General features: G+C 45.4%; 17 protein-coding genes. 14 read left to right on the forward strand and 3 right to left on the reverse strand.

Features of this window, described 5'->3' with window-relative positions:
- Positions 1-69 precede the first annotated feature (69 nt).
- The gene (locus tag CRO25_RS02760; protein WP_079693982.1) at positions 70-1,602 is read right to left on the reverse strand and encodes a hypothetical protein; all 1,533 of its coding nucleotides are present in this window, start codon (positions 1,600-1,602) and stop codon (positions 70-72) included.
- Between the two features lie 165 nt (positions 1,603-1,767).
- Here CRO25_RS02760 and CRO25_RS02765 point away from each other — a divergent pair, with 165 nt between their 5' ends.
- From CRO25_RS02765 to CRO25_RS02785, 5 genes are all read left to right on the forward strand, one after another.
- Positions 1,768-2,574, forward strand: coding sequence for a helix-turn-helix transcriptional regulator (locus CRO25_RS02765; RefSeq protein ID WP_072733354.1), 807 nt, complete (start codon positions 1,768-1,770; stop codon positions 2,572-2,574).
- A gap of 127 nt (positions 2,575-2,701) precedes the next feature.
- The gene (locus tag CRO25_RS02770) at positions 2,702-3,655 is read left to right on the forward strand and encodes an aldo/keto reductase (RefSeq protein WP_063563220.1); all 954 of its coding nucleotides are present in this window, start codon (positions 2,702-2,704) and stop codon (positions 3,653-3,655) included.
- 144 nt (positions 3,656-3,799) lie between these two features.
- Positions 3,800-4,944 (forward strand): IS3 family transposase gene (locus CRO25_RS02775; RefSeq protein WP_097115712.1). Its coding sequence is split into 2 segments (ribosomal slippage): positions 3,800-4,073 and positions 4,073-4,944, totalling 1,146 coding nucleotides; the frame shifts between segments, so codons are not numbered across the junction.
- Positions 4,945-5,171: 227 nt separating this feature from the next.
- The gene (locus CRO25_RS02780) at positions 5,172-5,756 is read left to right on the forward strand and encodes a cupin domain-containing protein (protein ID WP_063563127.1); all 585 of its coding nucleotides are present in this window, start codon (positions 5,172-5,174) and stop codon (positions 5,754-5,756) included.
- 169 nt (positions 5,757-5,925) lie between these two features.
- Positions 5,926-6,597, forward strand: a complete 672-nt coding sequence (locus CRO25_RS02785; protein WP_079693980.1) for a hypothetical protein — start codon at positions 5,926-5,928, stop codon at positions 6,595-6,597.
- A gap of 107 nt (positions 6,598-6,704) precedes the next feature.
- Here the strand turns inward: CRO25_RS02785 and CRO25_RS02790 are convergent, their stop codons facing one another.
- Complete coding sequence (locus CRO25_RS02790) at positions 6,705-7,592, reverse strand: LysR family transcriptional regulator (protein ID WP_063563125.1); 888 nt, start codon at positions 7,590-7,592, stop codon at positions 6,705-6,707.
- Between the two features lie 112 nt (positions 7,593-7,704).
- Between CRO25_RS02790 and zwf the strand changes: the two genes are divergently transcribed.
- The 8 genes from zwf to CRO25_RS02830 all read left to right on the forward strand — a co-directional run bounded on the left by zwf (position 7,705) and on the right by CRO25_RS02830 (position 18,317).
- A complete protein-coding gene (zwf, locus tag CRO25_RS02795; protein WP_079693979.1) occupies positions 7,705-9,222 on the forward strand; it encodes a glucose-6-phosphate dehydrogenase in 1,518 nt (505 codons plus the stop codon).
- Positions 9,223-9,264: 42 nt separating this feature from the next.
- Entirely contained in the window at positions 9,265-9,930 is a 666-nt protein-coding gene (gene fsa, locus CRO25_RS02800; protein WP_079693978.1) for a fructose-6-phosphate aldolase, read from the forward strand.
- A 59-nt stretch (positions 9,931-9,989) separates the two neighbouring features.
- A complete protein-coding gene (gndA, locus tag CRO25_RS02805; protein WP_079693977.1) occupies positions 9,990-11,408 on the forward strand; it encodes an NADP-dependent phosphogluconate dehydrogenase in 1,419 nt (472 codons plus the stop codon).
- A 286-nt stretch (positions 11,409-11,694) separates the two neighbouring features.
- Positions 11,695-12,798, forward strand: coding sequence for a metallophosphoesterase (locus CRO25_RS02810; RefSeq protein WP_079693976.1), 1,104 nt, complete (start codon positions 11,695-11,697; stop codon positions 12,796-12,798).
- A 371-nt stretch (positions 12,799-13,169) separates the two neighbouring features.
- Complete coding sequence (gene licT / locus CRO25_RS02815; RefSeq protein WP_079693975.1) at positions 13,170-14,012, forward strand: BglG family transcription antiterminator LicT; 843 nt, start codon at positions 13,170-13,172, stop codon at positions 14,010-14,012.
- 144 nt (positions 14,013-14,156) lie between these two features.
- On the forward strand, positions 14,157-16,076 hold the full coding sequence (locus CRO25_RS02820) for a beta-glucoside-specific PTS transporter subunit IIABC (RefSeq protein WP_072733348.1): 1,920 nt from the start codon (positions 14,157-14,159) through the stop codon (positions 16,074-16,076).
- Positions 16,077-16,135: 59 nt separating this feature from the next.
- The gene (locus tag CRO25_RS02825; RefSeq protein ID WP_079693974.1) at positions 16,136-17,599 is read left to right on the forward strand and encodes a glycoside hydrolase family 1 protein; all 1,464 of its coding nucleotides are present in this window, start codon (positions 16,136-16,138) and stop codon (positions 17,597-17,599) included.
- 124 nt (positions 17,600-17,723) lie between these two features.
- On the forward strand, positions 17,724-18,317 hold the full coding sequence (locus CRO25_RS02830) for a hypothetical protein (protein ID WP_063563119.1): 594 nt from the start codon (positions 17,724-17,726) through the stop codon (positions 18,315-18,317).
- Positions 18,318-18,348: 31 nt separating this feature from the next.
- On the opposite strand, the gene CRO25_RS02835 is transcribed toward CRO25_RS02830, so the two are convergent.
- Positions 18,349-19,230 (reverse strand): helix-turn-helix domain-containing protein, encoded by an 882-nt coding sequence (locus tag CRO25_RS02835; protein WP_079693973.1) that lies wholly within the window; start codon positions 19,228-19,230, stop codon positions 18,349-18,351.
- Positions 19,231-19,367: 137 nt separating this feature from the next.
- Between CRO25_RS02835 and CRO25_RS02840 the strand changes: the two genes are divergently transcribed.
- A complete protein-coding gene (locus CRO25_RS02840; RefSeq protein WP_079693972.1) occupies positions 19,368-22,079 on the forward strand; it encodes an alpha-L-rhamnosidase in 2,712 nt (903 codons plus the stop codon).
- The last annotated feature ends 142 nt before the right edge of the window (positions 22,080-22,221 follow it).

The following is a 22,221-nucleotide window of genomic DNA, read 5'->3' on the forward strand; positions in this document are numbered from 1 at the left end:
GCCAGATTCTAATGAACCTGGTTTTTTTCTTGTATTTCTTGTTCGATTGATTAGAATTTGCAATACAAATTAGAAATCCCTCAACTGATCAAACACCTCATATAACGCCTCACGGTTAACTTTAATAGTACGCTCATTGCCAAGTTCCTGTTCCAATTGATCAAGCAAGCTCGCAAGCACAACATAGATTTCCTCACGTTCAATCGTTTCAATAAAGCCAGTTTTGGAATCCATTTTGTTGAAGGTTTGCGTGTAGGTTTCAACCATAGAAGATAGCTGCTTCTGGATAAATTCGTTGCTTATCTGACTTTGAGCCAGCTGGCGAATTTCCTTGAGACATTGTTTGTACAGTTGCGCTGCCTTCTTGGCATGAGCAGACTTTATATGATCCCGTACGTCCCAGTCTCGAAAAGGGTTCGTTAGATTCTCTGCGAGCCATTCCGGTTTGCGTGGTTTGCCAATCTCCAGATCGATTCGGGTTTGAGCTGCCTTTTTATAGTTTGCCTTAATGGTTTTGGCGGCGTCTGAGGGAAGGCTGGTCAGCCTGAGTGTACTTAGTTCGGGAAGCTGCTCGGGGCCAGGGAAATCTTCTCCTTTAAATCCAAAAAGATCGTTCATGGATAAGGTCTGCAAAGAGGTCAATTGCTGAATTGACTGTATATTGCTTACGTTGCCGGGTTTTCCCCACAATCTTAATTCTGAAAGCTCAGGATAAGTATGTACAACAGGCTGCAAATCAAGCTCCGTAATATCTCGAACATACAAACCTCCAAGCCGAGATAACGCTGTAATCTGAGGTACGGTCGCTGCTACATTCAACGTCATTTGGTGGCCTTCTTCATAAGCATTCACATGCAAGTCAGGGGACACGTCTCCCATAAAGCTTAAAAACTCGATCCTGGAATGAAGAGTCAAGCTGTTCACACGGTTCATATCCAGCACAAGTTTGGTTAGATGTGTTTTGCTTAAATCCAGCGCGGTTTGTCCATGTTCATGAATATGAAGTTCATATATAAAGGGATTCTGCTCCAAAAAAGGAATAATGTCTTCCGTATATCCACACATTTCGATATGTGTAAGACAAGGAAACTGGACTAGTGCGACGACATCCTCGGCAGAAGTTGGTCTGAAGTTGCGCAGGATACTGGTATTTTTTCTCACCATTGCATCACCTAGTGGAATTTCACTATAGTCTTCGGCAGCTTGTTTGAAGTGTTCCCTTCGTGATTCATCGATGGCATCCCATTGATGTTGCCGATACAGACTCTCTCCGATCTGCCATCCTGCGCTATAACTTCGGGTTTCTTCCGTTATGAGTGGAGCCCGATTACCTGCAAGAACATAATGCGTTGGAACCTCAGCATTCACGAAGCTGTGATCCCAATTGCCTTTCCAAAAATAGTAATTGCAGCTCAACGGTTTCATATCCAGAAGTTCCGTTTCATCGGGCGGCTGATCTCCTGTCCAGTCCAATTGCAGGATTGCGGCAAGCTGGCGGGACCCCTTACTCCCGGTTTCTTTCAGATCAGTTACCTGGCAGGCAGCATAATGTTGTAAACTTTCGACGTATACACAGTAAATGTCTCCGATCGTTGGGACCATGTTGTGCTCCTTTCGTTCTGCATAAATCAATGCTAAGCTTCTTGTAAACTAAGGATTTTGCAAAATGATGATAAAAGAATTATATCAAAGGCGTTCAATCACATCCATTTTGGATAGAGCCGTATTTGAATTCATAGAAATCTGAATATCTAAGGGAGGTTATTCATGACTACTGGTATTAGCCGAAGTAAAACACTAGGTGAATTTTTGAAATCTCGGAGGAGCCGGATTCAGCCAGAGCAAGCAGGGATCACCGGATCGTATGGACAACGCAGAACGCCGGGATTAAGACGTGAGGAAGTTGCCGTGCTTGCGGGTGTCAGTGCAACTTATTATACGTGGCTTGAGCAGGGGAGAGAGGTTAACTCGTCTAGAGAGGTTATGGAAAGTATAGCGGGTGCACTCCAGTTAAGTGAGGAAGAGAAGGGACACCTATTTCGTTTATGGGACCCCAATGCAGAGCATGAATTCCCTGCCTCCTATTCACATCTCGAAGGGGGATGGCAGAGTATCATTAGTCAACTTGCATACCCTTCATTTATTACGAATGAAAGGTCTGAAGTACTTGCATGGAATGAGGCAGCGAATGAGAAGCTTTTTGACTTTTCCTCGATGAACGTGAACGACCGTGTCATGATGCGAATGTTATTTCTAGATGCAACGCTCCGGGAACGTATGCATAATTGGGATGAATTTGCACGGCATTCGGTAGCGGTGTTTCGTACGTACTATGACAAGTACCCGGGTGAACCTGAGTTTTACCAGATAGTTCAACAATTGATCGAAGACAGCACGGATTTTCAAAATATTTGGAGCCTGCACCAGATTAAACAGAAAAAAGTCAACCGGATCTTTCTCGAGACAACAGATCGGACGGATGGTATTGCCCATGCCTATGATATCTTTTCCATGAGCAATCTTAACGAACAGTCAGGTATTCATTGTTGTGTGTACATCCCCGTTGTGGAGTGACAATAACGATCAGGGTGGTAATTCTAGTACTAGCATAAACAGACTGTGGTTGGGTCTTTGTTCGTGAAATAGAATGAATACAAGTTCAATATCTTTCTATTTATTAACGAAAAGAGGGAACCACATGATTAAGACAAGAACGTTGGGAAGCGATAAATTGCAGGTATCCGGGCTTGGGCTGGGCGTGATGATGATGCCAGACAACCAAGAATCCGTTCATACAATCCAGGGTGCACTGGATGCGGGAGTAACGATGTTCGATACAGCTGATCTGTACGGTGAATATGAAAAGCAGCGATTTGGAGGCAACGAAAAATTGCTTGGGCGCGCGCTCAAAGGGCGAAGAGCCGATGCTATTGTAGCGACCAAGTTCGGTATAACACATACCCAGGGGCCCAAGGGAGATCCGGCGTATATCAAAAAATCAGTAGATGCCAGTCTGTACAACCTGGGCATGGATTATATAGATCTCTATTATCAACATCGCCCTGATCCCAATACTCCCATTGAGGAAACGGTGGGAACACTTGCCGATCTGGTACAGCAGGGAAAGATCCGTTATATAGGTCTGTCTGAAGCGTCTGCAGTGACTATTCGTCGTGCGAATGCCGTTCACCCCATCACAGCACTCCAAACGGAGTATTCATTGTGGAGTCGTGAGCTCGAAGATGAGATATTGCCATTGCTCAGCGAGTTGAACATTGGGCTCGTACCCTATAGTCCATTAGGGCGCGGCTTCTTAACTGGTCAGATCCGATCGATAGACGATCTGCCAGAGGACGATTATCGTCGTCATTATCCACGTTTCCAGGGTGAGAATTTCGAGAAAAATCTGGAGGTGGTGCGCCTGATCCAAGAACTGGCTATGCAAAAAGAATGCACTGCTTCTCAGCTTGCACTCGCCTGGTTACTCGAAAAGGGAGAACATATCGTTCCGATTCCTGGTACTCGCAGTTTGGAGAGAGTTCATGAGAATCTTGGTGCCTTGCACGTTTCTTTCACCAATGATGAATGGGCTGAGATTGAACGGATATCTCCCAAAGGATTTGCCGCAGGGGGAAGATACCCTGGCCTTGCTTAATATAAGCCAAGCCTATAGATAAAACACTTAACGCCCCAGACCTGTTTTAGGAACTGACCCCATAACGAGAGACAAATTAAAACACCTTCAAGTGAATGAAACCTTGTCGTAAGATAAGGAGATCATCTTGGAGGTGTTTTTGCATTGGCAACTAGAGTGAGTTATCCCGTGGAACTAAAGATGAAAGCCATAGAAATGAGATTAGCAGAAGTACCCGTAAAAGAAGTTATGGAGAAGCTGGGGATACGGAATGAATCACAGCTGAAAACGTGGATGAGGTGGTATCGAAAAGGAGAAGTTCATCGCCTGGAGCAACCCGTAGGCAAGCAATATAGCTATGGAAAAGGCCCAGGACACTCCACAGAGCTCGAAAAAGTTAAAGCAGAAAACCGTTTCCTGAAGCAACAATTGGAACTGCTAAAAAAGTACAAGGAATTGGAACGGAGGTGGAAGCTGAGGTCGTCATCGCCTGGATTGAATCCATTCGAGAAGAAGTAACTATATCTGAGGCTTGTACATGGCTTGGAATTGTTCGTGCGACCTACTACCGCTGGAAGGCAGCCGTTGAGAGGAAGCGCCCAGATCCAACAGTGGAGAAAGTCATCCAACTTTGCACTCAACACAAGTTTCGGTATGGGTATCGAAAGATCACTGCCTTACTTCGATCAGAAGGTCCAATTAATCACAAGAGAGTTCAGCGAATCATGCAGTGCGAGGGATTACAATGCCGAGTGAGGATCAAGAAGCGAAAAACGACTGGGCAACCGGCACAACCAGCGGAACATCTGCTTAAACGAAAATTTCATGCAGAAGCTCCGTTGCAAAAATTGGTGACTGACATTACGTATTTGCCGTTTGGTAACAAAATGTTGTACCTTTCAAGCATTTTGGATCTGTACAACGGAGAAATTGTCGCTTACAGTATAGCGGACAAGCAGGACACATGCTTAGTTCTGGATACATTGAATCAACTTCCAGAGCGAAGCAATATGCTGCTCCATAGCGACCAAGGTAGCGTGTACACGTCCCAGAATTACCAGGCTGTAGTAAAGGGAAAGGGCATTATCATGAGCATGTCCCGAAAAGGAACGCCCGCTGATAATGCCCCCATAGAGTCGTTTCATTCCACACTAAAGTCTGAAACGTTCTACCTCGAAGATCTGATGTCTACAACGACGGCCATCGTTGAACAGACCGTTCGAAACTACATTACTTACTATAACTCAATTCGGATTCAAACAAAACTAAATAACCAGTCTCCGATGGATTTCCGAAGACTAGCTACTTAACTTGCAAGGTGTTTTGATCCCTGTCTCACAAAAGGGGTGCAGTCCCTTTAACAGGAAAAGGGTGTTTTTGTGTTCTACTTACGAGTGGATGATCTTCACCTAATTGACAAATGAAGTTACACGGTCGGATAAAAATTGCATTGGAACCGTGTCCTCGGTATTATCTCCGCTAATTAGCGCATACAGTACAACAATGAGATGTACGCCTACAAGGAGGAAACAGCGGTATGACTAATCCGATTCTACAAGCCCCGAATGTTCAGTTGGCGGCCGATTCGACAGCGGTGTTGAATTATCAGCGTGATTCGCGCAATTATATTACCCAGTTATTTGGACCGCAGCTTCCTACGATCAAAAATGGTTTCTTTAATGTACACATGAGCAAAGGAATTATTGTGCAGCCACACTGGCATACAAATGTCACCGAGATGGTCGTTCTGATCAACGGGGAAATTACCACCTCTGTCTACGATCCGTTCAAGCGGGAGCGGATAAGTTATCACTTGAAGCCAGGTCAGGTTTCGATATTCCCTCAAGGATGGTTTCACTGGTTTGTGGCGGAGACCGATGATGTGCACTTGTTGACGATTTTTGACCAACCTACACCGGACATTGTGCTGGGGGCTGACTTCCTGGCTGCAACACCGCCTGAAGTTGCCCATCGTGCATACTGTATTGATGAGGAGGCGTACAGGACGGCAGTGGCATCCATCAAAAATGACGCTATTTTGGGACCGCCGATTGGATGTGTGGATTCTGTTTCCGATCAGGCGATCAAAGCTTCTAAATCATCCAAAAACTCAAAGGGATAAAGTTATCTCGTTCCCTATCAAATGACCGATTTCAGGCCCGTGACCGGAAAATTTTCCGATTACGGGCTTATATTTTGTTCCAATTAACACATTCCGAATTCTCTGTTAAGATAGGCATAACATTGGCTTGTTACAGTAGTAGCACTCAAAGAATGTGGAGGGACGATCCATGACCATGACTGAGCAGGAAATGCTGGAAACCGCGATGAGCTATGCACCTGTATTGATGTTTGATCGAAATGAACCCTTTTACCCTGATTTTGTAGGCGTTTCCATTCTGGATCAATCAGGACCTTCACCGTCATTCCAGCGGGAAATTCATTTTCCGGTTGAGGCGGTCCAATATGTAATTGAATTTTCGATTTGGTGGGATTATGAAATAGGGCATTTGTACGAAATGGAGCATGTGTGGATATATGTGGGCTATGACGGTGAAGTCGTGGATTGTGAAGCCAGCTTCCATGGCAGAGTACTTCGGGGATTGTTGAAGGATCGAGTTAATGTGGTTGGACGCCATGTGTGTCTATACTCGCAGCCAGGCAAACATGCTTTTTCTCCAATCCCTGTGGTGTTTGAATTGTTGCCGGATTTGTATAGTGCAGCAGGCGCCAATGCGGGTTGTGACGGACTGCTCGTGAACGAGATGTTCAAAGGTTATTTCCAGACCAATGAAGAAATTGACGCCAGCGTGCGGAGTTTTCTGCAGACCAAGGCGTTTGTTCCCTCTATGGAGTTTGAGGAGTTTTTGCTTGAGCCGAGTCTATTCATGCCTTGGCAGCAACTGTTTACTATGATTCCTGAGAGAATTGAGAGCAGATTGAGAGAACTTGAATTAAGATGAGAATTGGTAGGTTGTCTACTTAGAAAAATGAATATAGCAAAAAAAGTGCTTCATCATCCTTTTGGGGTGACGAGGCATTTTTTTGTAGACCAGTAGACCGACGAATCTTAATCCGCCTTGAAAATCAGATCCATAAACCGGTTGGCTGCAAGTGAAATTGGCATATTACGCTTTGTCATGATGCCAACATGTGAAGGGGGCAGGGCTACATCCAGCTGAATTTCGAAGAGAGAGCCTTCTTCCAGCTCTTTGGAAATAAATTCACGGGTGACATACGATATGCCCAATCCCCTACGTGCAAATTCGATTAACAAATCCACACTGCCGACCTCAATCTCAGGTTTGAGCGTGTAGCCATAGCTGTTAAAAAGCTCCGTAATTGCCATTCGAACCCGGCTGTTTCTGGAGAAAAGAATCAGTTGATGCTCCAGCAGCATTTCCAATGTCATAACTTTATCCTTCAGTTGAGCATAACGTTCGCCCGCGACAAAGCAGTCTTTGAGCTGGATACTTTCCCTGACCTCAAGTTGCGGATCAACGATGGGCATCCGTACAACACCCAAATCAATTTTGCCTTCTTTCAAAAACGTGATGACTTCCGGCGTTGTCCCATGACTTAGATGCAGCTTGATGTTAGGGTAGAGCACATGGAATTCTTCCAGATAGGAAAGCATGTAATGCTTGAACAGCGAATCACTGCCACCAATCCTTAGCTCTCCGTTGTCTAAACTCTTCAATGCAGCCATTTTCTCCTCGGCCAGCGAGATCAGAATCTGGGATTGTTCAATATAGGAATACAAACTCACACCTTCCTGTGTTAACGCGACTCCCTTGGAATTCCGGTAAAACAACGTGAGACCAAAGCTTTCTTCCAACTGTTTGATGGCGTGGCTGACACTTGGTTGAGTAATATATAGCGCTTTGGCGGCTTGGGTCAAACTTCCTGTTTTGGCAGCCCAATAAAATACCTTATATAATTCATAATTTGTTGTCATAGATATCGTCTATAGCTCCTGTGAAATATATTAATTACTTGTATGGCTATGAAACGTATTATAGTGTAACTACAGCAAAGAAACCAGAGTTACTTGGAAGGAGAATAGTGAGATGGAACCAACGAGCATTATTTTATTTGGTGCGACTGGCGATTTAGCCAAAAGAAAAATATATCCAGCCTTATATAATTTATACATTGAGCAGAAACTTCCGGAATCCTTCTCGCTGATTGGCTTAGGACGCAGAGAATGGTCTGATGAATTCTTTCAGGCACAAGTTGAAAAATCATTAAATGAATTTTCCAGACGCCCTGCTGATCCTGAAGTTGTGAAATCATTTGTGCAGTCTTTCCGTTATAGTGTATTGAATATAAGCCATAAGGAAGATTATATAGAGCTGTTAAATTTAGTGGAACAAAGAGAGGCTGAACTTGGCATTCCATCCAATCGTCTGTTCTACCTTTCGGTTGGTCCAGAATTCTTCGAACCCATTGCAGAGAACATTCAGGGTAGTGGACTTGGATCAACTGAGGGCTGGAAACGCCTTGTGATCGAAAAGCCATTTGGACATGATCTACAATCGGCTCGTGATCTCAATCGCAAATTAAGCGAGGCGTTCACAGAAGAAGAAATTTATCGGATTGACCACTATTTGGGAAAACCGATGGTGCAGCGTCTTGAAACCTTGCATCAAAGCAATCCGATCATGAAGGCTTTGTGGAACAACCGTTATATCTCCAATGTGCAGATCACCGCTAATGAGACTGTTGGCGTGGAAGAACGGGCATCCTATTATGATCATGTAGGCGCCGTGCGTGACATGTTCCAGAATCATATGCTGCAATTGCTTATGATGATGGCGATCCAGCTTCCATATAACAGCACCACGGAAAAAGTCGGTTTGAAGAAAAAACACATTATGGAATCGATTCAGCCACTGCAAAAGCAAAACGTGGGTGCAAGTGTCATTCGCGGACAGTATGCTGCAGGAAACATTCAAGGTAAATCCGTTAGCGGTTATGCAGCTGAACCGGGTGTTGCCGAGAATACGATGAATGATACCTTTATTGCTGCCAAATTGCAGATTGATGACTTCTTCTGGCGCGGAGTACCTTTCTATATCCGTACCGGTAAACGAATGAAGGAAAAATCAACTCGCATCGTCATCGAATTCAAGGAACCATCTGGACAGGCTAACGTGGTTAACGGTTCCAAACCGAACCTGCTTGTGATTGAGATGAGTCCTGACCAGAGCATGACGCTGCAGCTGAATGCCAGCGACCCGCAAAACAAAGGGGAGTTCAAACCTGTTCATATCGATCTGTCACCAGATCGTGAGGATCTGGCCGAGGCTTATGAGAACTTGATTCATGACGCATTGCATGGTGATCCAACGTTCTTTGCCCATTGGGATGAAGTAGAACTGTCTTGGGCTTGGGTACAACCTATTCTGGATGCATTCCAGGAGAATTTGCTCCCGCTTCATCTGTACCCGGCTGGAAGTTATGGACCAGCAGAGTCGGATGAGATGCTCGCTGCAGAAGGGCACCACTGGTGGTTTGACCAACCTGCCGATCAGCAGGCTGAAGATGATATTGAAGTTCCTTTGGCTGTTAATGCAAATCTGTAACATAAAAAAACAATAAAACACATCCCTTGGAGGTAATTGAATATGAAATTTTTCATCGATACAGCAAACTTGGTAGACATCAAAAAAGCATACAAAATCGGCGTCCTGTCTGGTGTAACAACGAATCCTTCTCTGGTAGCCAAAGAAGGCGTGAAATTCGAAGACCGTATTGAAGAGATTTTGCGTGAAGTACCTGAAGTTGAATCCGTATCTGCGGAAGTAACACCAGATGCGATCACAGCTGAAGAGATGATTGCTCAAGCAGACGAACTGATCAAAATCAATAACAACGACAAAAACATCACAATCAAGCTGCCAATGACACTTGCAGGACTGGAAGCTTGCCGTTACCTGACTAAAAAAGGTGTGAAAACCAACGTAACGTTGATCTTCACAGTGAACCAGGCGCTGCTTGCTGCTCGTGCCGGTGCAACATATGTATCCCCGTTCCTGGGACGTCTCGATGACATCTCCGAAGATGGCGTACAATTGGTTGCCAAAATTGCTGAGCTGTTCCGTACACATAACCTGGATGCACAGATTATTGCGGCTTCTGTAAGACATCCGGACCACGTTACACGTGTAGCAATGGCAGGAGCACATATTGCTACTGTTCCATTCTCCGTCATTGAACAAATCTCCAAACACCCGCTGACAGATCAAGGCATGGAGAAATTCGCAGCAGACTGGAAAAAAACAGTTCAGTAATAAAGGATTGTTGATCTCGAATTTAACCTACTATATATAAAGAGTATTGGGAGGACATAATGAGTAAACAACAGATCGGTGTCATCGGACTTGCAGTAATGGGTAAGAACCTTGCCCTTAATATTGAAAGCAAAGGATTCTCGGTATCGGTATTTAACCGTTCCCCGGAGAAAACGAACGATCTTCTCAAAGAAGCCGAAGGCAAAAACCTGACAGGCGCATTTACGATTGAAGAGTTCGTAGCTTCCCTGAAATCCCCACGCAAAATCCTGATCATGGTTCAAGCAGGTAAAGCAACGGACGCTACTATTGAACAACTGCTGCCACACTTGGACGAAGGCGACATCATCATTGATGGAGGTAACGCATACTTCCCTGACACCCAACGCCGCAGCAAAGATCTGGAAGCCAAAGGCTTCCGCTTCATCGGTGCAGGTGTATCCGGTGGGGAAGAAGGCGCTCTGAAAGGCCCGGCAATCATGCCAGGCGGACAAGAAAGTGCGTATGCGCTCGTTGAACCCATTCTGACAGCCATTTCCGCTAAAGTAGGCGACGATGCTTGCAGCACTTATATCGGACCAGACGGTGCCGGACACTATGTGAAAATGGTGCACAACGGTATCGAATATGGGGATATGCAGTTGATCGGTGAAGCATATCACTTACTCAAATCCGTTCTGAATGTGTCCGTTGAAGAATTGCATGCAATCTTCTCTGAATGGAACCAAGGCGAGCTGGATAGCTACCTGATTGAAATCACGGCAGACATCTTCTCCAAATACGATCCGGAAACCGGCAAACCAATGGTTGATGTCATTCTGGATGCAGCTGGACAAAAAGGAACAGGCAAATGGACGAGCCAAAGCGCGCTGGATCTCGGCGTACCATTGTCCATGATTACGGAATCCGTATTCTCCCGTTTCCTGTCTGCAATGAAAGACGAACGCGTAGCAGCAAGCAAAATTTTGAACGGACCAGCAACTGAAGCATTCTCTGGCGACAAAAAAGCGTTCATCGAAAATGTGCGCAAAGCGCTGTTTGCAAGTAAAATCGTATCTTACGCACAAGGTTTTGCTCAAATGCGTGCAGCTTCAGAGGAATATGGCTGGGATCTGAAATACGGCAACATCGCCATGATCTTCCGCGGTGGCTGTATCATCCGTTCGCAGTTCCTGCAAAACATCAAAGAAGCATATGACAAGGATGCAGAATTGAAAAACCTGCTTCTGGACCCATACTTCCAAAACATTGTTGAATCCTACCAAGGTGCATGGCGTGAAGTCGTTGCAGCTGCGGTAACTCAAGGAATTCCAGTTCCTGGATTCTCCAGCGCGTTGTCTTACTATGACAGCTACCGCACTGAACGTTTGCCTGCGAACCTGTTGCAAGCACAACGTGACTACTTTGGCGCTCACACATTCAAACGTGTGGACAAAGAAGGTTCATTCCACTTCCAATGGATGGACACCAACGAGTAATATGTAATTCGAGATCATTCAGCATTCCTGTGCTCGTTCATGATGTTAGTTAGTCATGAGCGGACGCAGGAATGCTTTTTTATTCAGATGACAGGCTATGGGTCGATGTATCGCCTAATATATGATTGAAATTTAAGTATTCCAAATTGTAATAAATTGTACGCATCTGAGGAATGGAAACAGATGTCCTCACCCCTTTAACTACGTTATACTTGTGCAGATGGACTGGAATTTGGTTAAGAGAAAATTCAGCGATCAACTTATTGACGTGGAGGTTAACGGAGGCATGTTCGTACTTGCAGGCATCTTGTTTTTGGTAGTGTACGGTTTATTAGTGTTTTACATAGGACGGAGCGGATGGAGCTGGATGAAGCCGGTTGTATCTGCGAGATTTCGTTGGTTTTACATCGTTGCGCTCGTATTCCTTTCAATTTCTTTCATACTGGCAAGGTTGTTTGGAAGTATTTCCTTCCTGAGTGTTATTGGTTCATACTGGCTTGCAATCTTTTCTCTGCTATTATTAATTCTGCCCGTGGTTCATCTAACGCTTTGGTTGCTTAGACTAACCCGTATTCCAAGACATTACGCTCATAAATGGGCAGGGGTGGTCACTCTCGTGCTCTTGCTGTCCACGTTGGGCTACGGTATCTATAACGCCTATAGTCCAGTCGTAAGACAATACAGCATTCAGATTGATAAAAAAGTGGAAGGTGTCGACAGCCTCAACATTGTGATGGCTGCGGATATGCACTTTGGCCTGCTGTCCGGCCCTGCTCACGCTAAACGCATGGTGGAAGAAATTAACGCACTGAAGCCGGATTTGGTGCTGTATCCTGGTGATATTATCGATGATAACCTGGATATGTATCTCAAGAGTGGGATTGCGGATATTATTAGCGACATTCAGGCTCCTTACGGGGTGTACGCCTCACTGGGCAATCACGACAAGTATAATGGTCCGATCGAGGATTTGATTGCTGCTCTGGAGAAGAGTAATATGCAAGTTCTGTATGATGATAAAATTACATTGGACGATAAGATTACGCTGATTGGACGGAAAGACCGGACAGAGAAGGATCGTGCAGAAGTAGCGACGTTGATGCAGGATACCGACTTGAGTAAGCCTGTGCTCATGATGGATCACCAGCCTTATGATTTGGATATTGCGGAACAGAACAACGTAGATTTGGTTGTGTCTGGTCACACCCATCGTGGTCAGATCGCACCCGCTCAGTTTATTACACAGGCCATCTACGAGAATGATTGGGGTTATCTGCAAAAGGGCTCCATGCACTCCATCGTAACCTCTGGATTTGGCTTCTGGGGACCTCCGATTCGCACTAGCAGTCGTTCGGAGATTGTACAGATTAATGTGACGTTCCAACAATAATTAGCGATATGAGTAACAGTGAGCCCTTCGGAAGAAGGGCTCCTATTTGTGCTCAAGTCAGATGAGTTACCGTGAAAAGAAAACATTCCCACGTTGAGTAGAAGACTTCTCCAGTTTGTTTCTGTATCAACATGTACATATTAAGACTGCATACCCCTCACCCGTGGAACTGTAGGGAAATATTTCTTGAAAGCAAGATGAAGTGAAATAGCAGTGGTAGCATTTTGGGTTGACACCGTTTTCAGGTTGTGATAGATTATATCCGAGGCTTGTTACCGGTAATGCGGGCAAAACCACTATGGAAATGATTTTATTATTTCTATTTTGGTTTTGCCCTTTTTTAATCCTCAAAAAAAACAGGTGGGTCCATAATGATTATTAAACAGATATTTAATAACAATATTGTCAGTACCGTGGATGACAAAAACCAGGAACTGCTGATCCTCGGCCGGGGTATCGGGTTTAAGTTCAAGGCAGGCGATGAGATTGATGAAGAACGGATTGAGAAAGTATTCCGGCTTCAGGATGCATCGATCTATGAGAAGTTCAAGTCCATCGTCACGGAAGTGCCGATTGAAATTCTGCAGGCGACAGATGATATTGTGACACTGGCACGTACGCAATTGAACAAAACCATCAGTGACGGGATTTATGTTTCACTGTCTGATCACATTCATTTTGCTGTCCAGCGTCTGGAAAAGGGAATGATTACACGCAATCCACTCTCCTGGGAAGTACAGCATTTCTACAAGGCCGAGTTCGACGTGGCCCGGGAAGCGCTCACCTTGCTGAAGGAAAGACTGGAAGTGGAGTTTCCCAAGGATGAAATATGCAACATAGCGCTGCATTTCATCAATGCGGAAGTCAATGATTCCATGAACGATGTTACTCATTTGATGCAGCTGCTTCAAGAGATCATGAACATTATCAAATATCACTTCAATGTCGAATTGGATGAAGATAGCGTCAACTATTTCCGTTTCATTACTCATTTGAAGTATTTCTGCCAACGGGTAATTACCCACTCGTCACATGACGATGCGGAGGAGTATTTATACGAGGTTGTACGGAAAAACTATCCCGAAACCTTCAAATGTATCGGCAAGATTGAGACTTTTATCCATAAGAACTATCAGTATGATATGACGCATTCGGAACAGTTGTATCTGACCCTTCATCTGGAGCGGTTAATGAAATCGAAGCGTGACCAATGAAATATCAGCACATGAACCAGAACCTAACTAAATATCAAATGGGCTTGTTACTGTTCAATCAGGCAATACCCGAATGAATGACACGTAGAAGACGTGGCTATTTGTTCGGGTATTTTTTATTGGAAAAATGAGGAGGAAATGATCATGAAACATCAGGAAACGGCACAGGAAATCATCAAAGCCGTTGGGGGAACAAACAATATCAACTCAGTGTATCATTGCGTCACACGACTGAGATTTGATCTGAAAAATAACGATAAAGTGGATAATAATTCACTCAAGAAACTGGATAAAGTCATGGGAACAAATATCTCAGGAGATCAATTCCAGGTGATTATCGGGAATGATGTGTCCAAAGTATTTGATGCTATGGTGAAGGAACATCCGGCAATACAGCAAAGTACAGAAAATAAACAGCCTAAACCGGAAAAAAGTAAAAATGTAATTCTTAATATTTTTGAGACGATTGCGGGTGTCTTTGCACCAATGCTTCCAGCGATTACAGCTGCGGGTATGCTCAAGGGATTGCTTGCATTATTCGTATCCCTGGAGTGGATGTCAGCAGGCACTGACACGTACCGTATCCTTTCCGCCATTGGGGATGGCGTATTCTACTTCCTTCCGCTGCTAATCGCAGTTAGTGCCGCTCGTAAATTCGGCAGTAATCCGTTTGTAGCCATTGCGCTAAGTACTGCGCTGATGTATCCCGATATGGGCGCATTGCTATCCAGCGGTGAATCGGTTGCGTTTATTGGTATTCCGGTAACGGCTGTCAGCTATGCCTCATCGGTTATTCCGATTTTGCTTGCCGTATGGCTGATGTCTTATGTTGAGAAATGGGTTGACCGCGTTATTCCAGCAGCATTGAAGTTGCTGCTTGTGCCACTGATTACCTTGCTTGTTATGGTTCCGGTAACACTGATTGCGATCGGTCCACTGGGAACATTTGTAGGTAGCGGCTTGTCCGGTGGTATTAACTGGCTGCTGAACGAAGGCGGATTAATTGCAGGGATTGTTCTGGGCGGCGCGATGGCGCTCATTATTATGACAGGTATGCACTATGCGCTCGTACCGATCATCCTGAGCAATATTGCTACATTAGGCTTCGATAAATTCTTGCCACTGACGTTCATCTCCAATATGGGACAGGCAGGAGCGACGTTAGGCGTATTCTTCCGTGCAAAAGACAAAAAGCTTAAAACCGTTGCATTGTCCACCAGCTTCACAGCTCTGATGGGTGTAACCGAGCCAGCCATGTACGGCGTAAACATGAAATATAAAAAACCGTTTGCCGCTGCGATGATTGGTAGTGCAGTGGGTGGCGGATTCGCGCTTGCTTTTGGAGCCAAAGCTTATGTGCTTGCAGGTAACGGTGGTCTCCCGGGTCTGCCATCCCTGATCGGACAAACCTTCTGGTACTCCTTTGGCGGTATGATTCTTGCCTTTGTCGTGGGTGCAATTATGTCAACTGTGTTCGGGATCAAGGAAGAAGAGGGCGATGCCGAGGCATTGGCTCAATTCTCACCAGGCGCTTCTACGACACCAGCGGCAGCACCTTCCAACAATGCTGCAACTGTGAACGTGGACGATATGGGGGCTCCAACACCAACAAGTGATGCGGTAGCCATCGCACCGATGACGGGTAAAGCGATTGCACTCAAAGAAGTTAATGATCCAACGTTTGGCGATGAATTGATGGGTAAAGGTGTGGCATTTGTTCCAACGGTTGGCGAACTGGTGTCACCAGTTACAGGTACCATCATGAATGTGTTCAAAACGAAACATGCGATCGTGGTCCGCAGTGATAACGGAATGGAGCTTCTGATCCATGTGGGGATCAACACTGTGAAACTGCGCGGTCAGTATTTTGAGGCCCATGTCGCTACGGGAGCACGTGTACAGGCCGGAGATAAGTTACTCACGTTTGAACTTGATCAAATCTCCAAGGAATATGACATTACAACGGCGATGGTCGTTACGAATACAGCAGATTACAAGCAGGTTCTGCCTGTGAAATTGGGTGCAATTACAATCGGTGAAGAAGTATTGAAAGCTGAAATTTAAAGTCTAAAGACGAACTTAAGAAGAAATAGACGACATCAATAAGAAGAGGAGAGATACGCATGATCAATCGACAAGGGTTTCCAGAAGGTTTTTTGTGGGGCGGCGCAATTGCTGCCAACCAGGCTGAAGGTGGATTTGATGCAGGGGGCAAAGGTTGGTCCACAGCGGATATGGTTCCTTATTTTGAGAAAAAGGATTACACCAACCTTAGAGAACTGATGCACGTGACCAGTGCAACGGTTGAGAAAGCGATGGCTCACCACAGTGCGAAGGGATACCCGAAGCGTTACGGTATTGATTTCTATCACCGCTTCAAAGAGGACATTGCGTTATTCGCCGAGCTGGGCTTCAAGACATTCCGTCTTTCCATCAACTGGCCGCGTATTTTCCCGAACGGGTACGACGCAGAGCCGAATGAAGAAGGATTGCGTTTCTATGATGAAGTATTCGACGAATTGCGTAAACACAATATCGAACCTCTCGTGACGCTCTCTCACTATGAAATGCCGATGTCATTGGTATTGAAGTACAACGGCTGGGCAGGTCGGGAAGTTATCGGACATTTTGTAAAATACGCCGAGACCGTAATGAATCGCTACAAAGACAAGGTGAAATACTGGCTGACGTTTAATGAGATCAACACAACCATTATTGAGCCATTCACGGGTGGAGGCATCATTGAAGATCGTGTCGATAATGTGATGCAAGCTTCCTATCAAGCACTTCACCATCAGTTTGTTGCCAGCAGTCTGGTAACGCAGAAGGCGCGTCAGATTAACCCGGACTTCCAGATTGGCTGTATGCTTGCGCGCATGATTCACTACCCGGCCACGTCGAAGCCGGAGGATGTATTGCAAGCTCAGATCGATAATCAGCTGAACCTGCTGCATACTGATGTACAAGTGCGAGGAAGTTATCCAACCTTTATGGCTCGTTATTGGGCTGAACATGACATTTCCATTGCGATGGAAGCAGGAGACGAAGCGATCATGAAAGAGCATACGGTTGATTTCATCTCGTTCAGCTATTACACATCGCTGGTATCCGCAGTGAATCCGGAGGAATATGGGGTAACTGGAGGCAACCTGTACAGCACGATTAAGAACCCGAACCTGGAGCGTACAGAATGGGGCTGGCAGCTTGATCCGATCGGACTTCGTGTGGCGCTAAAAGAGCTGTATGATCGTTATCAATTGCCATTGTTTGTCGTGGAAAACGGACTTGGGGCCAAGGATACCGTAGAGGCCGATGGTTCCATTAATGATGATTATCGGATAGATTATCTGAGAAAACATATTACACAAATGAAAGAAGCAGTCATGGATGGGGTAGACCTTATGGGTTATACCAACTGGGGTGCGATTGATATCATCAGTGCGTCCACTTCGGAAATGTCCAAGCGTTATGGCGTAATCTACGTCGATCAGGACGACAACGGACAAGGCACATTGAATCGCTATAAGAAAAAGAGCTTTGGTTGGTATCAGAACGTCATCGCTACGAATGGCGAAGATTTGGGTTGATTTCGGGGGCAGTCCTTGCGCAGCAGTTATTGCGGCGCAGGGGCCGCTTTTTATTTTGAGCTCAAAAAGGATAGCGCTGTTACAACGATGATGATATACTGTGATCCTATTGGAGGGGATAAAGATGAAGAAACCTATTATTGCTGTAGATATGGATGACACCATATGTCATCTGGTCAAGCGAGCCATCTATCATAACAACATCAACTTCCCAACCCATCCGCTGCGATATGAGGATATGATACATTGGGACACATCCCATATGCGCCATCCGGAATGTACACATGATGTATTTTACGGTCGGCCAGGGCTGTTTGAGGAACTGGAGATTTACGATGAATATGTAGTAGAAGAGGTGGAAAAGCTCCATCAAGCCTATGATCTGCTAATCCTAACGGCGGCTGAGCCCAAAACGGTTGTGGAGAAGTGGAATTGGCTTCAGAAGCACATGCCATACATATCTCCAGAACAGTTTATAACCTGTAAACGGAAAAACTTGATTAACTTCGATCTGTTAATTGATGATGGAGCACATAATCTGATACCCGCGATGAATGACGGAAAAAAAGTCATCTGTATCCCTCATCCTTGGAATATAAACGAACGGGAGCAGCATCAGTTTCCGTTAATGACCTCTTGGAAAGGTGCAAAGGCTTATGTAGATCGTCTGCTTGAAACAGAACATGCAGATAGCAAGCTTGATTCGCTACAGAGATGATTCCTGGAAAAGGAACGGAAGGCAGGAACACTTAATTCAATGGTTCAGTTCTGAAGTTCCTGCGATAGCTCTGCGGGGTTTCTCCCGTAATTCGTTTAAAGACAGCGTAAAATGAATCTACATCCCGGTAACCTACAAGTTCAGCAATTAAACTGACTTTATGTTGTGAATTCTTCAGCAATTCACAGCTTTTTTGTATGCGCAAATGTTGTAGATAAGCACCAAATGTCCGCCCGGTATGGGTCACGAACATGCGCCCAATATGTCTTTCGCTCCAACCAGAAATACTCACCAGTTCGCTTAGACGGATTCGTTCGTTAACATGTTGGTCCAGGTAATGAAGGATATGTTCCATATCAGTCGCATTTTCCTTCTCTTTGCAGGTAGCTTGATGGATCTGTCTGTAAGTCGTCACGACGAGTTGGCTAACAAGCGTATACAGGATCGTGGAAGAGCCGATTCCCGGAACGGCAGATTCGCGGTACAGTTTTACCATTAATTCTTCCATCCGTTGGCTGTAATCTGTGATGGATACATAAGGAACCCGATTCTTTTCCAGGTCTGTCAGATGGTTTCGAATCTCCTGCTCCTGAATAATAATGGACAGGGTGTGGATCAGTTCGGAATTGAACAGACAGTTATAGATAATGAGTGGATGCTCTGATACATTCGCAGTAGCTGGGCGGAATACATGAGGAACGCCGACTGGAATGACAAATAACATCCCTTTGTGTACCGGAATAATATCGTCACCAATGTGATGAAAGCCCTTTCCTTCTGCCACATAACTATACTCAACAAACTCGTGTGCGTGAAAGGGAACCATAAAATCCTCGGAACATCGGTTCACGAACAGCTTCAGATTATTCTGGAAAAAGGATTCACTCTTGAACAGCTGAATGGTTGGATTCACGGAATAGCCTCCTTAGTTGGAATGACCAGATAACCGGGTTAAACTGTCCTCATTACCGGGTATTTCCGATCACAGAATCGATATAATTATATCGTAACCTTGAATTGGAAACCACGATGGAAAGGGATGTTTCTCTGATGTTGACCATAAGTCATCTGCGTTGTGAGTATAGAGTAAATCCGATTGGACTAGATATCACGTCACCCAGATTAAGCTGGCATTTGCAATCCGATCACAGAAATTGTGTACAGTCAGATTATCAAATTCAGTTGTCACGGACGGAAGATTTTGCTCAGATGGAGTGGGATTCCGGCAAAAAAAGCTCTGATCAGTCCATTCATGTTGAACTGGAGCACTGGGTGCCCGAAGCACGAACCCGCTACTATTATCGCATTCGTGCCTGGGAACGTGCAGGAGATGAATCAGACTGGTCGGAGACAGCGTATTTCGAGACGGGATTCATGGGTAGTGAAGATGCCTGGCAGGCGGAGTGGATCACAGTCGATCCTTCCTCTCAGCAGGATGAGTCTTGCCCACGACTGCGTACCTCGTTTGAATTGAAAAAGCCTGTAGCTTCGGCAAGAATATATGTGACTGCACTTGGATTGTACGAACTTCATCTGAATAATCAGCGAGTGGGCGAAGCGTACTTCACCCCGGGCTGGACCAGTTATAGTAAGCGGTTGCAATATCAGGTTTATGATGTTACCGATCAGCTTCAGAATGGACAGAATATACTCGGTGCTTATCTGGGAGATGGCTGGTACAAAGGACATTTGGGATGGGAGAAAAAGCAGGAGATATACGGTACGAACGCAGGCTTGCTGCTGGAACTTCATATTCATTATACCGATGGTTCAGAAGAACATATTATTTCGAATCGAAACTGGAAGAGTTCCCGCAGCGCCATTCGCAGCTCGGACATTTATATGGGTGAAACGTATGATGCACGTATGGAATCTGATTGGCAGGATTCATCCTCAGTCCAATGGTCGCCAGTACGTGTGCTGGATTACTCGAAGGAGATTATTATTGCACAAGAGAACGTTCCCGTAACGCCAATAGAGCAAATTAAACCTATCGCCTTGCTTACAACTCCACTGGGAGAACGTGTGCTGGATATGGGACAGAATATGGTCGGTTGGGTGAGATTCAGAATTCAGGGTGAAACGGGGCATACGGTTGAGTTGCTACATGCCGAGATATTGGATCATCAGGGTAATTTCTACACTGACAACCTGCGTGGTGCAACGCAGTGCATTCGTTATACCCTAAAAGGCGGTGGAGTGGAGACGTACGAGCCACGTTTCACATTTCAGGGATTCCGTTATGTGAAGTTGATTGGATTCCCAGACGAGATTCGGCTCGAGGATTTCACAGGTGTAGTTATGCATTCCAATATGGAGCGAACCGGTGATTTCAAAAGCTCCAGTCCACTCGTGAATCAGCTTCATCACAATATATTGTGGGGGCAAAAAGGGAATTTCGTTGACGTACCGACAGATTGTCCGCAGCGTGATGAGCGGCTGGGTTGGACGGGAGACGCGCAGATGTTTATACGAACATCCTCATACCTGATGAATACGGCGCCTTTTTTCACCAAATGGCTGAGGGATCTGCAGGCGGATCAGGGGGAGGATGGAGGCATTCCTTTCTACGTTCCTGATTTGAGAAGTTCCACGTCAGACGGATGGGGGGATACGAATCATTCTTCCGCTGCCTGGGGGGATGCCGCGGTGATCTGTCCATGGACGATCTACGAGATGTACGGTGATGTCAGGCTGTTGGCCGAGCAATATGACAGCATGAAGCGCTGGATTAATTACATTCATGCTCAAGGAGAGAATCCTTACTTGTGGAATACTGGCTTCCACTTCGGGGATTGGCTCGGGCTGGATTCCAAGCCGGACAGCTATATTGGGGCTACAGATAAGGATTTCGTAGCAACTGCATTCTACGCCTATTCTGTTTCTCTAACACGGAAGGCGGCTGAGGTGTTAGGGCAAGCGGAAGATGTAACTTATTTTGATAATCTGCATGACAACATTGTTGCTGCCTTTCAAGATGAATTTGTGACACCTGCGGGCAAACTTGCAGTTCCCACTCAGACTGCCCATGTACTTGCTTTGCATTTTGACCTATTGGATTCTGCAGCTCGGAAACGTACCATTGATCAGTTGGGAAAACTGGTTGCGGACGCTGGAAACCACTTAACCACCGGATTTGTTGGAACACCTTATCTGAATCCGGTATTGAGTGATACGGGAAATCATGATCTGGCCTATACGCTGCTCTTTCAGGAAGACTATCCATCCTGGTTATATCAAGTGACACAAGGTGCAACTACGGTTTGGGAGCATTGGGACGGAATCAGGGAGGATGGCAGTCTGTGGAGTGCAGACATGAATTCCTTCAACCATTATGCTTACGGTGCCATAGGGGAGTGGTTATATCGTTATGTTGCCGGAATTAACACAGATGAGCAACAGCCCGGGTTCCGCATCGTACACATCGAGCCCAAACCAGGACCAGGACTGGAGTGGGTCGAAGCGAGTTTCGAGACCATGTACGGTTCTGTCACATCCAACTGGTATCGCCGCGATAATAACGAGATGGAGGTTCGTGTGACCATTCCTGCCAATACGACAGGCACGGTCCTTCTTCCTGGAGCAGATGTGCAGACGGTCCTGGAGAACGGAAAAGCTGTGGACCAAGTAGCGGACATTCACGAAATTCAAACGCAGGGATCAGATGTACGAATTGCTCTGGGATCAGGAAGCTATCAATTCACATACAAGGTAATTAAAGCAGATCAGGAAGTGCACGCACAACAGGTGGAATCAGTATAACTAGTGTGCATTAGAGGAATAAGCAAGCAGGATCGTGAACTAATATAATAGCGAAAGCTGGACCGAGTAGAGGATCTGCACACGCAGGTTCTCTTTTTTTTACTTGGACAGAGAAATTTTTCTTCATTTTGATACGAAGACC

This window comes from Paenibacillus sp. RU5M (assembly GCF_900221055.1).
Taxonomy (GTDB): domain Bacteria; phylum Bacillota; class Bacilli; order Paenibacillales; family Paenibacillaceae; genus Paenibacillus; species Paenibacillus marchantiae.

Bases quoted from the DNA above. Each gene is read 5' to 3' on its own strand.
- gndA (WP_079693977.1), top strand. From the start codon at position 9,990: ATGAGTAAACAACAGATCGGTGTCATCGGACTTGCAGTAATGGGTAAG.
- CRO25_RS02825 (WP_079693974.1), top strand. From the start codon at position 16,136: ATGATCAATCGACAAGGGTTTCCAGAAGGTTTTTTGTGGGGCGGCGCA.
- fsa (WP_079693978.1), top strand. From the start codon at position 9,265: ATGAAATTTTTCATCGATACAGCAAACTTGGTAGACATCAAAAAAGCA.
- CRO25_RS02810 (WP_079693976.1), top strand. From the start codon at position 11,695: ATGTTCGTACTTGCAGGCATCTTGTTTTTGGTAGTGTACGGTTTATTA.
- CRO25_RS02820 (WP_072733348.1), top strand. From the start codon at position 14,157: ATGAAACATCAGGAAACGGCACAGGAAATCATCAAAGCCGTTGGGGGA.
- CRO25_RS02790 (WP_063563125.1), bottom strand. From the start codon at position 7,592: ATGACAACAAATTATGAATTATATAAGGTATTTTATTGGGCTGCCAAA.
- zwf (WP_079693979.1), top strand. From the start codon at position 7,705: ATGGAACCAACGAGCATTATTTTATTTGGTGCGACTGGCGATTTAGCC.
- CRO25_RS02765 (WP_072733354.1), top strand. From the start codon at position 1,768: ATGACTACTGGTATTAGCCGAAGTAAAACACTAGGTGAATTTTTGAAA.
- CRO25_RS02760 (WP_079693982.1), bottom strand. From the start codon at position 1,602: ATGGTCCCAACGATCGGAGACATTTACTGTGTATACGTCGAAAGTTTA.
- CRO25_RS02840 (WP_079693972.1), top strand. From the start codon at position 19,368: ATGTTGACCATAAGTCATCTGCGTTGTGAGTATAGAGTAAATCCGATT.
- CRO25_RS02785 (WP_079693980.1), top strand. From the start codon at position 5,926: ATGACCATGACTGAGCAGGAAATGCTGGAAACCGCGATGAGCTATGCA.
- CRO25_RS02830 (WP_063563119.1), top strand. From the start codon at position 17,724: ATGAAGAAACCTATTATTGCTGTAGATATGGATGACACCATATGTCAT.
- CRO25_RS02780 (WP_063563127.1), top strand. From the start codon at position 5,172: ATGACTAATCCGATTCTACAAGCCCCGAATGTTCAGTTGGCGGCCGAT.
- licT (WP_079693975.1), top strand. From the start codon at position 13,170: ATGATTATTAAACAGATATTTAATAACAATATTGTCAGTACCGTGGAT.